General features: G+C 59.3%; 12 protein-coding genes. 2 read left to right on the top strand and 10 right to left on the bottom strand.

Annotation, left to right across the window (positions count from 1 at the left end):
- Positions 1-26: 26 nt before the first annotated feature.
- Positions 27-1058 (top strand): aldo/keto reductase, encoded by a 1032-nt coding sequence (locus ATY80_RS19580; protein ID WP_088693984.1) that lies wholly within the window; start codon positions 27-29, stop codon positions 1056-1058.
- Positions 1059-1098: 40 nt separating this feature from the next.
- Here the strand turns inward: ATY80_RS19580 and ATY80_RS19575 are convergent, their stop codons facing one another.
- The 8 genes from ATY80_RS19575 to ATY80_RS19540 all read right to left on the bottom strand — a co-directional run bounded on the left by ATY80_RS19575 (position 1099) and on the right by ATY80_RS19540 (position 9316).
- Positions 1099-2169, bottom strand: a complete 1071-nt coding sequence (locus ATY80_RS19575) for an ABC transporter ATP-binding protein (protein ID WP_088693983.1) — start codon at positions 2167-2169, stop codon at positions 1099-1101.
- Positions 2166-2993 carry a carbohydrate ABC transporter permease gene (locus ATY80_RS19570; protein ID WP_088693982.1) on the bottom strand — a complete coding sequence of 276 codons (828 nt, stop codon included), beginning with the start codon at positions 2991-2993 and terminating at the stop codon, positions 2166-2168. Before ATY80_RS19570 ends, ATY80_RS19575 begins: the two co-directional genes overlap by 4 nt.
- Positions 2990-3892, bottom strand: a complete 903-nt coding sequence (locus tag ATY80_RS19565) for a sugar ABC transporter permease (RefSeq protein WP_088693981.1) — start codon at positions 3890-3892, stop codon at positions 2990-2992. The genes ATY80_RS19570 and ATY80_RS19565 overlap by 4 nt, the downstream gene beginning before the upstream one ends.
- Positions 3893-4002: 110 nt before the next feature.
- Positions 4003-5235 (bottom strand): sugar ABC transporter substrate-binding protein, encoded by a 1233-nt coding sequence (locus tag ATY80_RS19560; RefSeq protein ID WP_088693980.1) that lies wholly within the window; start codon positions 5233-5235, stop codon positions 4003-4005.
- A gap of 61 nt (positions 5236-5296) precedes the next feature.
- A complete protein-coding gene (locus ATY80_RS19555) occupies positions 5297-6202 on the bottom strand; it encodes a sugar phosphate isomerase/epimerase (protein ID WP_088693979.1) in 906 nt (301 codons plus the stop codon).
- Positions 6203-6213: 11 nt separating this feature from the next.
- On the bottom strand, positions 6214-7248 hold the full coding sequence (locus ATY80_RS19550) for a Gfo/Idh/MocA family oxidoreductase (protein WP_088694087.1): 1035 nt from the start codon (positions 7246-7248) through the stop codon (positions 6214-6216).
- Between the two features lie 293 nt (positions 7249-7541).
- Complete coding sequence (locus tag ATY80_RS19545) at positions 7542-8579, bottom strand: LacI family DNA-binding transcriptional regulator (protein WP_088693978.1); 1038 nt, start codon at positions 8577-8579, stop codon at positions 7542-7544.
- 365 nt (positions 8580-8944) lie between these two features.
- Positions 8945-9316 carry a hypothetical protein gene (locus tag ATY80_RS19540; protein WP_088693977.1) on the bottom strand — a complete coding sequence of 124 codons (372 nt, stop codon included), beginning with the start codon at positions 9314-9316 and terminating at the stop codon, positions 8945-8947.
- Between the two features lie 127 nt (positions 9317-9443).
- Between ATY80_RS19540 and ATY80_RS19535 the strand changes: the two genes are divergently transcribed.
- Positions 9444-10601 carry a hypothetical protein gene (locus ATY80_RS19535; RefSeq protein WP_245306890.1) on the top strand — a complete coding sequence of 386 codons (1158 nt, stop codon included), beginning with the start codon at positions 9444-9446 and terminating at the stop codon, positions 10599-10601.
- Between the two features lie 34 nt (positions 10602-10635).
- Here the strand turns inward: ATY80_RS19535 and ATY80_RS19530 are convergent, their stop codons facing one another.
- On the bottom strand, positions 10636-11928 hold the full coding sequence (locus tag ATY80_RS19530; RefSeq protein ID WP_088693975.1) for an SEL1-like repeat protein: 1293 nt from the start codon (positions 11926-11928) through the stop codon (positions 10636-10638).
- Positions 11929-11951: 23 nt separating this feature from the next.
- Entirely contained in the window at positions 11952-14825 is a 2874-nt protein-coding gene (locus ATY80_RS19525) for an SEL1-like repeat protein (RefSeq protein ID WP_088694086.1), read from the bottom strand.
- Positions 14826-14958: the final 133 nt, after the last annotated feature.

Here is a 14958-nt window from a genome sequence, read left to right as displayed (position 1 = left end):
CCACTATTCGAAGAGGAGGATCTTCCATGGATTACCGCAAGCTTGGCCATAGCGGGGCAGTTGTGACCGCTTACTGCCTCGGCACCATGACATTCGGTGCGGAAGCCGACGAAGCTGCATCGCACAAGCTGCTCGACGATTATTTTGCCTGGGGCGGAAACTTCATCGACACTGCCGACGTCTATAGTGCCGGCACGTCCGAAGAGATCATCGGACGCTGGCTCAAGGCGCGCCCGACCGAAGCAAAGCAAGCCGTGATCGCGACCAAGGGAAGGTTCCCGATGGGGCCTGGTCCGAACGACATCGGCCTTTCGCGCCGCCACCTGAACAAGGCACTCGACGCCTCGCTTGCGCGCCTTAGCGTCGAGCATATAGATCTCTATCAGATGCATGCCTGGGATGGCCTGACGCCGATCGAGGAGACGCTGCGCTTCCTCGATGATGCCGTCTCTGCCGGCAAGATCGCCTATTACGGCTTTTCCAATTACCTGGGGTGGCAGATCGCCAAGGCTGTCGAGGTTGCAAAGGCGCGCGGCTACAGTCGGCCAGTGACGCTGCAGCCGCAATATAATTTGCTGGTACGCGACATCGAACTGGAGATCGTTGCCGCATGCCAGGATGCCGGCATGGGCCTGTTGCCATGGTCACCGCTGGGGGGCGGTTGGCTGACGGGCAAGTACCAGCGCGACCGCATGCCGGCGGGTGCTACCCGGCTCGGGGAGAACCCGAGCCGCGGTATGGAATCGTATGCGCAACGAAATGCGCAGGAACGGACATGGGCGATCATCGAGACGGTGGAAGCCATCGCTAAGGCCCGTGGCGTCACGATGGCGCAGGTGGCGCTTGCCTGGACGGCGGCACGACCTGCTGTGACGTCGGTCATTCTTGGAGCGCGAACGAGTGAGCAGCTCGCGGACAATCTCGCTGCGGCAAGGCTTGTCCTTTCCGAAGACGAGATGGCGACGTTGAACGACGTCAGCCAGCCGCAAGTGGCCGACTACCCCTACGGCGCCGGCGGCACCAACCAGCGGCATCGCAAGATCGAAGGTGGACGATAGGGATCAGCGGGGCGGCCGGAATTTCCGGCCGCCATATTGGTCAGAGACGCACGCCGCTTGTCTCGTCGAAAAGATGCAGCTGTGACGGATCGACGATCACGCCGATCGTCTCGCCAGCGCGTGCGGTTCCGCGGCCTGTCTCGACGATCGTCAGCTCGGGTGTCGTCTCTGCCGTGACGAAGGTGGATGAGCCGGTCGATTCCACCACTGCCACCGGCACGTCGAACGTGCCCTGCCCCGGCGCCGTTACGCCGATATGCTCCGGGCGAATTCCGGCGGTCACCTTGCTGCCCGGTTGAATCTGGTGGTCGATCGCGATCTTGTGCTTCACGCTGCCGAGATTAACCGTCAAGCTCTTGCCGTCTTCGCTGACAACAGCCGGGACGAAGTTCATGGCGGGAGAGCCGATGAAGCCTGCAACGAACTTGTTGGCAGGCTTGTCGTAGAGATCGAGCGGCTTGCCCTGCTGCTCGATCACACCGTCGCGCATGACGACAACATGATCGGCCATCGTCATTGCCTCGATCTGGTCGTGGGTAACATAGACGGACGTAGCACCCAGGCGATCATGAAGCGCGCGGATTTCCTTGCGCATGTGAACACGCAGTGCCGCATCGAGGTTGGAGAGCGGCTCGTCGAACAGGAATGCTTTCGGATGGCGGATGATGGCGCGGCTCATCGCGACACGCTGGCGTTGGCCACCTGAAAGCTCGCGCGGATAACGCTTCAAGAGATGCGACAGGCCTGTGGTCGCCGCAACCTCTTCGGCTGCTTTCCTGGCGTCAGCCTTGGCGACACCGCGAATGCGCAGGCTGTATGTCAGGTTCTCCTCGACAGTCATGTGCGGATAAAGCGCATATGACTGGAAAACCATGGCGACGTCGCGCTTGCGCGGCGGCACGTTGTTCATCAGTTCACCCGCGATCTTCAATTCGCCCTCGGAAATGCTTTCAAGGCCCGCGAGCGAACGAAGCAGGGTGGACTTGCCGCAGCCGGACGGACCGACGAGCGCGACGAACGTGCCTTTGGCGATCGACAGATTGATATTCTTCAGCGCGTGGAATGCGCCGTAGTGCTTGTTGACGCCGCTGAGCTCGATCTGATTGGTCATTTGAGGGCTCCAGAGGTGAGGCCGGATACGATGCGGCGCTGCAAGAGAACAAAGATGGCAAGGATCGGCGTCACATACATCGTCGCATAGGCCATGATGTTGTTCCACTCGTTGGTGTTCGGTCCCATGAAGGAGTTGAGACCGACGCTCGCCGGCTGAAGATCGACCGCCTGGATCATCGACTTCGAATAGACGAATTCGCCGAAAGCCTGCATGAAGATCAGGATGGCGCTGACCAGAATGCCGTTGCGGGCAAGTGGCAACACGATGTTGAAGAAGGCACCGACGCGGCTGTTGCCATCGACAAGCGCGGCCTCCTCGAGTTCCATCGGTACCGCCATGAAGGTGGCGCGCACCAGAACGACGAAGAAGGGCATGCTTTTGGCGGCAATCGCAATGATGACGGCAAGGCGCGGATAGTTGAGCATGCCGAATTGCGAGAAGCCAACGAAGATCGGCGTCACCATCAGCGATGCCGGCAGCACCTGCAGCATCAGGATCAGGAAGAGGCCGACATCCACCCAGACGTTGCGGTAGCGCGCCAGAACATAGGCGCAGCCGACGCCGAGGACGGTGATCAACGTGACGGCTCCGACGGCGATGACCAGCGAATTCCAGAGATACCGGCCCATGCCGCGGCTTTCCCAGACATAGCCGAAGGTGCCCCATTGCGGATCGCCCGGCCAGAAGCTCGGCGGCGTCGCAAACATCTCCGATCCGCCCTTAAGGGCCGTGATGTACATCCAGTAGAGCGGGAACAGGTAGATCGCCGCCATGACGATGGCGATCACCAGCATAAGGCGGTTGCGTGTCGTCCCACTCATCCGCGCACCTCATGGCGTGTGGAGCGGACGTAAACGACCGATGCGAACATGACGAAGATGATCATGATGACGGAAATGGTCGCGCCCTTGGCGAAATCATACTGGCGGAAGGACAAATCCCAGGCCCAGTATTGCGTGACGTTGGATGAGTTGTTCGGACCGCCCGAGGTGATTGCGGCAAAGAGGTCGAACTGCTGCAGCGTGAAGATCAGGCCGAGCGCGATGATGGCGCCGATCGTGGAACGCATCATCGGCAGCGTGATCGTCCAGAAGCGTTGCCAGGCGTTGGCGCCATCAAGTTCAGCGGCCTCATAGAGGTCGCCGGGAATGCCCGACAGGCCCACCGACAGCAAGATCATGTTGAAGGCAGTCCCCAACCAGACATTGGCGATGATGACAGCATAGAGCGAAAAGTGTGGATCGGAGCGCCAGAAGATGTTGCCGCCGATGATGCCGCTCTCCTTCAGGATGAAGTTGAGGACACCGAAATCGCCCGAGAGGATCCAGTTCCAGATTGCGCCGACGACGAGCCCGGGCATGACCCAGGAAACGAGGAACAGGCCGCGCAGCCACGAGGCGCCGGGGAAATTGACCCAGAAGAACAAGGCGAGACCGAAACCGATCAGAAACTGCCCGGCGATCGAGCCGATGACGAAGATCACGGTATTGCCGAGGATCGGCCAGGTTTCCGGCTGGGCAAAGAGATCGGTATAGTTCTTGAAACCGACGAAAGGACGCGAGAAGGTTCCGAGGCTGAACATATCGACCTCCTGGAAGCTCATCACCACATTGTAGATGAGCGGCAGTCCCGCCATCAAAAACAGGAACGCCAGTGGAAGGGCGACGAGCGTGATGTCGAAGCCGCGGCCGTCCCTGACGCTTGAGAAAATCCGTTTCATCGATCCTCCGATACTCCGAACGGGGCTGCCTGAAGCTTGCGCTCAAAGACAGCCCCTGCCGGGAGGAAATGGTAGGAATGGCCCGAAAGCCATCCGGTTACGCGCAGTGATTAGCCGAGTACTGCCTTGATCTTGTCGGCAGCCTGATCCAGCGCATCCTTGGGGCTCATCTGACCGGTCAGGGCAGCCTGGATGGCGTCCTGAATCGCCTTTGAGATCTTCGGCCATTGCGGGTTCGGGCCGCGCGGCTTGGCATATTTCAGTTGCTCGATGAAGACCTTGAGCGCCTCATCCTTGAGCTTTTCGCCGGTTTGCGGGATGGTGATGTCGGAACGGGCCGGAAGCTGGCCGTAGTTCTTGAACATCTTGTCGTCCTGGGAGGCGAAGTACTCGAGTGCCTTGAAGGCTTCTGCCGGGTGCTTCGTGCTGGAGAAGATAGCCCAGTTGAAGTCGCCCATGGCCGAAGAGCGTTCGGCCCCTTCCTTCGGAACCGGAAGCAGGGCAACGCCCCAGTCGAACTTCGCTTCCTTCATCATGCGATCGAGTTCCCAGGGACCGGAGATCGCCATGGCGGCATTGCCGGAATTGAAGGTACCGGTCGAATCCCACTGGCCGCGCGTCAGGGTGTCGGGAGAAGCAAGCTTCTCGTCCATGATCGTCTTCCAGGTCTCAAGGGCCTTGACTGCGCCTTCGGCATTGATGTTCTGGTAGCCTCCGCCTCCCATCTGGGCCCAGGGAAGGAACTGGAAGGTGCCCTCCTCGTTTGCCTTGGCGGAGAAGGCCAGACCATAGACATTCTTGGCCGGGTCGGTCAGCTTGCGCGCGTCCTCGACGAGCTCATCCCAAGTCTGCGGCGGCTTGTTCGGGTCGAGGCCCTTCGCCTTGAACATATCCTTGTTGTAGTAGAGCGCGATCGTGTTGGTTGCCTTTGGCACGCCGTAGTATTTGCCGTCCCATTCGACCGACTTCAGCGGACCAGGGAAGTAGTTTTCCGGCTTGATGACCGATGATTTCTTGATCATGTCGGAAATATCGAGGAAGGCGCCGCGCGAGGCGAACATCGCATGCTCGGGATTGTCGACGGCGATGATGTCGGGAGCCTGACCTGTCGCATAGGCGCGCATTGCTTCGGTGACGACGTCATCAAACTGGATCAGACGATACTCGATCTTGATGCCGTTGTTCTGTGCGTTGAATTCCTTGATGAGGTTTGGTGCCGGCTGGACATCCTTGTCCAGCGACCAGAGGGTCAAGGTGACATCTTCGGCCTTGGCGGCAAGGCCGAAGAGAGAAGCGCCTGCCAGCGCCAGGGCGCCAATCATTGCATACTTGCGGATAGCCATAGTTCTCCTCCTTTGTGGTTATCCTGTCAAAAGCCGGCGATTCCTCCTCGCCGGCCACGATTCATCCGGCCGGATCGACAACGAAATCGCCGCCCCGGGCATGCTTGAGATGGTTGAGCGCATAGACCTGGCCGGTCATTTCCAGGGCGTCGCGATAGACCGGGTCATGCCAGCCTTCGATGTCGATCGAACCGGACCAGCCGGCAAGGCGCAGTTCCGAAATGATGTCGGTCCAGTTGCTGTCGCCAAAGCCCGGGGTGCGCATGAAGACGAACTTCTCCTTGCCGAAAATGCCGTGCTCCTTGATGACGTCCCAGCGGATCGTCGCGTCCTTGCCGTGCACGTGGAAAATCTTCTTGGCCCATTTGCGGATCTGCGGCAGCGGCTCGATCAGATAGACCATCTGGTGACAGGGCTCCCACTCAAGGCCGATATGATCGTCCGGGGTTTCGTTGAAGATCAGTTCCCAGGCATCCGGGTTGTGCGCGATGTTCCAGTCGCCGGTCGCCCAGTTGCCGTCCATGGCGCAGTTTTCGAAAGCGATCTTGACGCCTTTGTCGGCGGCGCGCTTTGATAGCTCGCTCCAGATTTCCTTGTAGCGCGGCAGGCTGTCTGTCAGCGGCTTGTTGCGGATGCGGCCGGTAAAACCGGCAACGCAGGTCGCGCCAAAATGGTGCGCATTGTCGATGCAGTCTTTCCAGCCCTTGAGCGTCTGCAGGTCGATCTCGGTCGTTTCCAGCGGATTGCCGAACATGCCGAGCGTCGAGATCGTGATGTCGCGATCACCGATTGCGTCGAGGCAGCGCTTGCCGAGTTCGGCCAGGTCCTGGCCGTTGGTCGTCTGCCAGAAGAAGGGTTCGAAGCTTTCGAAACCCATATCGGCAATCTGGCCGATGCGCTTGTCGGCGCCCCCCTTGGAGGCGCTTACCATGGTACCGATACGAATGGATTTGGCGGGGTTGCTCACGTCATTAATCCTTATGCTGAAATTTCAATGCGCTTGCCGGTCTTAGCGCTTTCGATCGCGCCGAAGACCATGGCGAGGCTTCTGATATTGTCGGAGCTTGCCGTTTCTGGCCGCTTGCCTGTCATGATCGCCTCGACGAAGCTTGCAATGACGCTGGCATGACCGTGCGTTTCTTCCTCGTGCGCGGGCTCGGGCACGCTTACGGGTGTGGAGCCATGCAGCAGACCCGGGTCCTTGCCGGCAACCGCCGCACTGAAGACGTCGGCGCCATCCCAGGTCAGCATGCCCTTTGAGCCAACAAGGCGCCATTCGCTTTCCCAGCTCGTGCGCTCGCCTTCCGCACACCACGAGCCACGATAGGTGAAGACGACGTCATCGGCGAATTCGAAGGTGGCATTGGCGCAGGCGCCATGCTTGTACCAGGAGCCCTTCGGATTGCGCTCGATGCAATAGACGGCGAGCGGCTTCTTGTCGGCGACGTAGCGGGCGGCGTCGAAGGTATGGATTGCCATGTCGAGCAAGAGGACGTTGTCCATTTCCTCGCGAAAACCGCCGAAATGCGGGCCGAGGAAGAAGTCGCAATGGATGGCGGTCAGCTCGCCAATCGCTCCGCCCTCGACGAAGCGGCGCATCCGGCGCACGCCGGAGATGAAGCGACGGTTCTGGATGATGGCGTGGATCTTGCCGGTTTCGGCAGCGAGATCGATCAGCGCGGCCCCTTCGGCAAGCGAGGTCGCCATCGGTTTTTCGCTGAGAACGTGACAACCAGCGTTCAACGCAGTGGAGACGACGTTGAAACGGGCCGCTGGGATAACGACGTCGAACACGATGTCGGCCTTGGATCTGGCGATGACGTCGGCGAGATCGGTTCCGATGACCGCGTCCTCAAGGCCAAATTCGGCAGCGAGTGCGCCGGCCGCCGCCGGATTGACATCGACAAGGCCCTTGACCTCGATGGCGGCTGCAAGAGCCGGGGTTTCCTTGATGGCGCGCAACCAACCCTTGGACATGGCTCCGCACCCGCATAGAACGGCATTCAAAATCACGATTTCCTCCGGTGGATCGTTTCTGGTTTTCCTCCCGAAACGCATCCCGTAAACGTTTACGATACTAAGCGGAAACGTTTCCTGCTGTCAATAGTGGCCGAACTGGAACGAAATGCTGCGAAAAACACCTGCGAATGCCGGGCCTTAGGCATATTCCTATCGCGCTGCAGCATGAAAAATCTCTGCAAAATCCGCGTCGCGATAGCCGAGCACATTCCAGGTAGAGACAGGCGATAGCTGATCGCTTAGCGAGCCCGCATCTCGAGGCAAGAAAGAACGCAGCGCTTTCCTGGCTAGACGCTCAGCGAAAAAGCATCGCTCTCGCCGGGGGCCAGTTCGAGTGGCCAGATCGTATTGCGTGCGCCTTTGGGGTAATGCTCGGCATAGGCCGGCATTGTCGCCAGCAAGGTTTCGGCAAGCTCGACACCGAGATCACGCAGCGACATGCGAAAACAGGTCAGCGATGGTTGCAGGAACTTGCCGCGTGGCTCCTCGCGAAAGCCGATGACGGCGAGATCCCGGCCAGGAACGATGCCTGCCTCGTTGAGACGACGATAAAGGCCGATCGCCATGAGCTCGTAGATCAGGATGATCGCGGTCGGTTTGCTGTCGAGCCGCAGCATTTCATGACCGGCCTGATAGCCGCCCTGCTCACTCGATTTGACACGAATGATAAGCGACGGATCATAGGCAATCCCGTGCCGCTCGAGCGCCTGGCGATAGGCGTCGACAAAGATATAGCCGAGATTAATGTCGTTGGACGGCGCAGCGATCGCGATACGGCGATGTCCCTTCGACACCAGGCGGTCGACAGCACAAGCGGCGACGCCCTCGAAATCAAGATCGATCCAGGTGTGGTTGCCGCCCGACGTGCTGCGCCCGAGCGCGACGAAGGGGATCTTGGCCTTGACCAAAAGGTCGATGCGCTTGTCGACGCGTTGGGTGGCCGAAATGATCATCGCATCGACGATCCGCCGCGCAACCATCCGCTTCAAATACTCGTGAGGATCCTCGTCATTCGGGCACGGCAGCATCAGGAGGTCGAGCTTGTGACGCGAAAGTACGCTCTGCAGACCGCCGGTAACGCCAAGGAAGAAGTTGTCGCTGTTTTCGACCGTTTCCTTGCTGGATTCGATCATCAGTCCAATGACATTTGTCGTTCCCTGGCGGAGGCTGCGTCCGGACTGGTTCGCCACATAACCAAGCTCTTCGGCTGCCGCCAGAACGCGCTTGCGCGTCTCGATATTGACGTCAGGCCGGCCGTTCAGCGCGCGCGAAACCGTCCCGATCGAAATGTCGAGATGCTTGGCGAGTTGGCGAATTCCCTTCATCTGCGGCAATCGTCCTCCCGGATTGAACGCCTTGCCTTCCTATTTGCCATACTAAAACGTTTCCGGAAAGCGCGGTTGATTGCCTCTTCGTAATTCGCGGCCACGGTGAAGGTAGACAGCACGGCAATTGCTGCGAAGGCCCGGGGCGGCGGCTGCGTAAAAGTGGTAGGCATGCGATCGGCCAGCCGGAACGGTATCGTTCCAGATCAGTGCTTGATAAAAGGCGCGTTAAATTGTTGTTCCGCGACCCGGCAGCTCTCGCTTCGTAGAAGATCCATATCTATGCGGATATCTTGACAGACCTCATCTCAACGCGGCGAGGCGCTCGCTGCAAGCCCAAAGATATCGGTTCTGGCGGTCGCTGGCTATCTCGGTACGTCCAGTTTGTTTATTGCGAACGTATAGTTGCTGCCCGTGCCCGCGCGGGTGACCACCAGTTTGCGGGTCTTGGTCGTGATGCGCGCGAAATTTCCATCGGTCGTAATCGATCGCGCGGTCGAAATCGTGGCGTAGTTCTCTCCCGGAAATTTGTCCGGGCATGCCTTGCCACCGATGGCATAGATGCGAGCGCCGCCTTTTTCGTAATGCTGTTGAATAGGCCGGCCGCCTGCGTCGGCAAGGACCTTGCAGCCGGGCGCATTTGGTACCGGAATAATCCGGTACCAGGGGCTGTCAGCGAAGACGTTGGATACCGACAATGACAGCAGGGCGGAGGTAACAAGGAATAGTCTCGACATGGTCCAGATCCTTCATCATCAAGAAAACAAAACTATATTAGCTCATCCTGATCGACAAGATTTTTTCGAATTTTAAGAATAAAACGAGACTTCGTCTAATTTTTCATCAATGATTTGACATAGTCATATGAGAAATTCCAACAATACATCAAAATGGCAAGAGCATGTATTTGGCTTGCCTTGGAAGGGGCTTCTTCCACTGCGGGCTAAATCTTTGAAGATTGTGAAGAGGTTCACAATGACTCACGGATCCTTGGCATCTCTTCTTATGGCTCGCTTATCGGTTTTCTGCAGTTGCGCGGCGTTCGCCAGTGCGAGTTTCGCGGCCACGATCGATGTTTCTCCCTCGCCACCCCACAGTATCCAGGCCGCCTTTAACAAAGCAGGACCTGGCGACGTGATCCGGCTGAAGCCCGGAGTGTACTATCAAGATGTCAAGACGGTGCGAAACGGCAAGCCCGGAAAGCCGATCGTGATCAGCGGTCCGCGCTCGGCAATCGTCAAGGGAGCGGGTGCGCCGAGAGTGATCGAAATCAACCACGATTATACAGAACTGCGCGGCTTCACCGTAGATGGCAAGTTTGGCGCCGGCAACACCAGGGGGAGCTACCGCGATAAGCTGATCTACGTGATCGGCAAGACACAGGGAGACGGCGTGACGGGCCTGCGCATACTGAACATGTCCATCAAGAATGCGGGGGGCGAGTGCATCAGGCTTCGCTACCAGACGCAAAGAAACGAGATTGCCTATTCGCAGATCAGCAATTGTGGCCGTTACGACTTCGCTTTCCAGGACGGCGGTAAGAATGGCGAGGGCATCTACATCGGGACCGCACCGGAGCAGCGAGGCCTTAACGGGGCTCCGGATAGATCCGTCGATGCCTCGGATGCCAACCATGTTCATCACAATATTATCGACACCAAAGGCAACGAGTGTGTGGATATCAAGGAAGGATCAAGCCGCAATGTCGTCGAGCATAACCAATGCTCCGGTCAGAAGGACAAGCACTCCGGTGGCTTCGATTCTCGCGGTAACAACAACGTTTTCCGCTACAACACCGTCAGCAACGTGCGCGGCGCTGGGGTGCGCCTCGGCGGGGACAGCGACAGGGATGGTATCAACAACGATGTTTACGGCAATACGTTTCGCCAGGTCGGTGTAGCGGTCGTGCGCGCAGAACGTGGGCCGCAAGGAAAGGTGTGTGGCAACACTTCGCAGAGCAACTCCGAAGACAAGCAAAAGAAGAAGGGCAAGGTTCAGCTCGAGCCGCTGGCTGGCTGTTGACCGTGGCCTTTGTGGATAGCCGCTATATATCAGCTCAGTTGGACGACAGTTTTTCGAGCGCAGCGCGCGCCAGCGGATATCCGCCCGCCGCCGACTTCTCCAGCCATTGTCGACCGGCGGCGTCATCCCCTGGTTTGTCGCTCGACTGAAGCATCATCATCCCCAAAAGGTATTGAGCCTCCGGATCATTCTGTTTGGCTGCGCTTTCGCGGTAGTTCTGTGCTGCTGCAAGCGAGGCCGTAACGCCCGTCCCGTAATAATACGCATCACCCAAAACCTTGGAAGCAGACGCGTATCCACTGGCTGCAGCCGATTGGAGACTTGCAACGATCAGATCCTTCCTGCTCTTGTCGACATCCGAGCGTGCGAGAGCCTTTGAGAGGTAGTCGATGGCATCGGCGTTGCCGCGTTCCGCCAGGGTCTGGAATATCGAAATCGCCTCATTGACAGCCTCCGGCCTGTCCCTCTTCCACAAAACCTGCGCCATGATCTTGAGTGCATTCGGGTCGGCTGCTCGCCCCTGCGCCCGAATGGCAGCCAATGCTTCGTCTTGTACGGACTGAGGGTAATCGAGATTGAGCAATTGCTTGGCGGGCCTGCCTGCGTCCAGCGGGTTGATCGCCATCGACTGCAGAAGCAACTCGGAGCTTGCCGCCTCATCCTCGGGCGTCTTGCTGAGCACGATGCGCTTGGCAATCTCGGTGTAAAGCTTCGCCCGGCGTGCCGGTTCAAGGCGAGCGGCCCATTTCTTCGCCTCGGGGATGTTCTTGGGCGTACCGCGACCCTCGGCGAGCGCAAGCGACGTGGCCTCGATACCCTTGGCATTTCCGACAACGGCTGCCCATCGGTACCACCTGTAGGCAACCGCGTCATTTTGTGGGACATCCAGCCCGGCGTATTGAATCATTCCGTAGGCCGCCACACAGCTCTTGCAGCCTCGCATCGCCTCTGCCGCGAGTGAGCGCAGGACAGCCGGCGTCTTGTCCCCAAAGACATAGTCGTTCATGAGGACGCCTTTGGCGAGAAGCCGCGTGGCATCTCTTGACGTTGGACCAGCAAGCAGAAGAGCGAAACCGTAATTGGGATCGCGCACCTTTCGCTCGGGTGCGGTCAAGGCCGCCGTGGCGATCAACAGACGCTTGGGCAAGGGCAGCTTGACAGCCACATCGACCTTGGGCCAGCCTTTCGCAATCCGCAGCTCTTCCCAATTCGCGTAGGTCACGATGACCGGTCGCGGCGTCGGCTTTGCGACCTTCGCTGCCGCGCCGGTCGCGATCGTTGCCGTTGCCATCAGCACCGTCAGCGATATGCAAAGGATCGTCTTCATGACTCCCACTCCTGCATTGCCCTTCAGTTTGCTACGTCAGTCGACTTGTTTAGCCAGCGTTGTGCCTCGGCGGTGTCGGCTTTTGTGCCGAAGCCGATCTGCAGCGCGATTGCATACTTCTCAAAGGCGCCGCGATAGCCAGCATGCGCCGCCCTTGCCAGCCATTCGGTGCTCTTGAAATCGGAATATTCGAACCCGTGGGTGCCAGCCGCGTAGAAGTCGGACACCTTGAGCATGGCGGCGCCATTGCCGAGCGTTGCTGCCTTCAAGGTCCAGGTCTTTGCGGCTTGCGTGAACGCAGGGCTGCCCTCGGAGAGCCGCAGGTAGAGCCTTGAGAGCAGCGTTGCGACCTGCGGGGAGTTCTGCGCGGCCAGATCATGGAGCAGCGTTTTCACCTTCTCGTCGCCGCTCGACGGGTCGTCGAGCGTGGTCTGCTGCGACAGAATTTCCCTTACCAGACTTTCCAGGGCGCCTTCGTCGCCGAGCCGCGCGCTTCGCAGCAGCCAAATGTAGCTGTTCTGCTCATCCATCGTGAGACCCTCGCCGGTACTGTACATGCGGCCGATTTCGCGCATGGCCTCACGCTTTCCACCCTCGGCAGCCGCCTTCATCAGCGCAATCGCCCTTGTCTTTTCATCCGGCCGCTCGTCAAGCAGGAAACGGGCAACCTGGTATTCCGTGCTTGGATCCTTCATTGGCTCGGCCATCACCTGATCGAAGAGTGTGAGATAATCCTGCTTAAACTGCGGCACGGTTCGTATCGCCAATGCTACCTGTATCTTTTCCTTCTCCTGGCAGAGAGGCCGGCTGAGGGCGGCCTTGAAAATGGCCCGTTGGCGAGTGCCATCGCTTTCTACTTCTGCCTGTTTCAGGAGCGCACGGAGGTCGCCCGTTGCGTTCGCGCGGGTGAGCCATCGCTGCCAATCCGCCCCACCACCGTCAGCGGCGGCAACCTTCATGTCCACCAGCCGCAACATTGCCGGGATGCTGCCTTTGGACGCTGCCTCGACGAAGAGGGCTGTGGCCTTCCTGGGATCCGGCTCGAGCGTTGGATCAGGATCGATGTAAAGTTTGGCCAACTCGAAGAGCAGGTCTGGATTTCCGGTTGCGACCGATGCCTCCAGAAGCGCTCTCGCCTTTATGGCGTCGCGCTCCTCTGGGACATCAGGCAACAGTGCCGCGCGCGCCTCCGTCAGCGTGGCAAGGCCAGGGTCAGCGGTCATGGCGCGCTGGTGCCAGATCTTGGCCGCAGCCGCATCCTTTGGCCCACCCCGGCCGTCACGGTAAGACAGGCTGACCCGCATCATGGCTTCGACGTCGTCTTGCGCGGCCGCTTTTATCAGCAACTCGAGTGCTGTTGCGTTGCCACCAGATGTGCGCTTCAAAGATGCCTCGCTAGCAAGCGTCAACAGGCTTGCTGCGTTGCCAGCCGCAGCGGCTTTCTCGAGCCAGGCACGCGCCTTTGCACGGTCCTTCTCAATGCCCTTTCCACAGAAGTAGAGCGATGACAATTCGCTCATCGCAGTACCAAGGCCGTGGTCGGCTGCTGCCTTCAGATATGCCAGCGGATCCGTGTCGAGTTTTATCGACGGCTTTTCACCCGACGCAAGTTTGTAAAGTTCGAAGGCGGAACGAGACGAGCCAAGATCGGCAGCCTTCACCAGCGTCTGCTTGGCGAGTTCGAAATTCGGGACGCCGGCGCTGCCGCTCGCGTAGATAACCCCAAGTTGCTCAAGCGTTTGGAGGCTGACGTCCGGCAGCGCGGCTGCCTTCTGCAAGCTCTGCAGCTCGAGACCAGCATCGGCTCCAGCCCCGTAACGGCCGCGATAGTAAGCGGCCTTGATTTCAAAGGCGCGCGGGTTGAAGCGCTCTGCTTCCTGCGCCAGCAGCTTGAATGCTTCGTTCTTGCCGCTTCCTTCGGGTGGGGTTGAAAGCAAAAGGTCGGCAAGGGCCAGCCGGCTTGCTGAATGCCCGAGCGCCGAGGCCTGCCTCAGGAGCTCGATTGCACGTTGCCGATAGGCTCCAACGCCGCTGACTTGCAAGTAACGGCGCGCGAGTGTTGACATCGCCCTGATATCACCGAGTTTTGCGGCAGCCTGAAGCCATCGTGCCGAGGTCTGTTGGTCCTCGAGCCCCAGATCTGGGTCGACAAGTATGTCGGCAAAGCCGGTCAGGACGCTGCAATCGCCCGCGCCCAACCGATCGGACATCTTCGAGATCGCACGGTTCAGATAAAGGCGACTGGCGTCGGCGCTTTCCGCGAGTTGTGGATTGCGGTAGTAAAGACGGGCAAGCTCGAGTTCGGCGGCCAGATCGCCCGCATTTGCTGCCGCCGTGAGATATCCCTGCGACTTCTTCAGATCGACCGGCACGAGCTCGCCCTGGCGATAGAGCCGGCCAAGAAAGGTTCCCGCCTCGATCGTCCCGCGCTTGATCGCCTCCGTCTCGACCCTGATGATTTCATCGACGCTTAGCAAGGCATTGTCGTCGTCGGCAAGAATGCGGCCGTAGAGATGAAGTGCGCGGCCCGCTCCGGCAAAGGGTACCTGGCTCAGGTAGCGGGCAATGCGTTCAGCTGTCGCCGGGCTTCTCTGATAAAGACTATAGGGACTGAAGAGCGTTTGCGCATCGAGCAGCATGTCGTCGGGCGAGATCGTGCTCGGGGTCTTGCCGTCCCAATGGCTCCAGTTTCGCGGCGCAGGCACCGGCGGCGGCGCGACGCAGATGCGCGCGTAGTCGAAATCCGGGCTAAGAGGGATCAAGGCCTGCATGGCGGCGATGGCGTTCGTCGAAAAAACAGGCACGCAGAAGGCAAGTGTTGCGACAAGCGCGGTTCTTCGGAAACGTCCGAGCCGGCGCGCGACTGCCGCGTTCCACATCTCGTTTCCCTTGGACATTGAAAGGCTCATTGCTTCGGACCGTTGTCGCTCTTGTCTTGTGCCGCTCTCGCTTTATCGAGCATGCGCTGGCGCGCCCGCGAGATAATCTCGTCTGTGACCAGGACGACCCAGTCAGGGGTTGGCCCAAGTT

Origin of the sequence: Rhizobium sp. R711 (genome assembly GCF_002211365.1) — a bacterium.
Classification (GTDB): Bacteria; Pseudomonadota; Alphaproteobacteria; order Rhizobiales; family Rhizobiaceae; genus Rhizobium.
The sequence above is the reverse complement of the archived record's forward strand: the minus strand, read 5'-3'. Positions and strand labels throughout refer to the sequence as shown.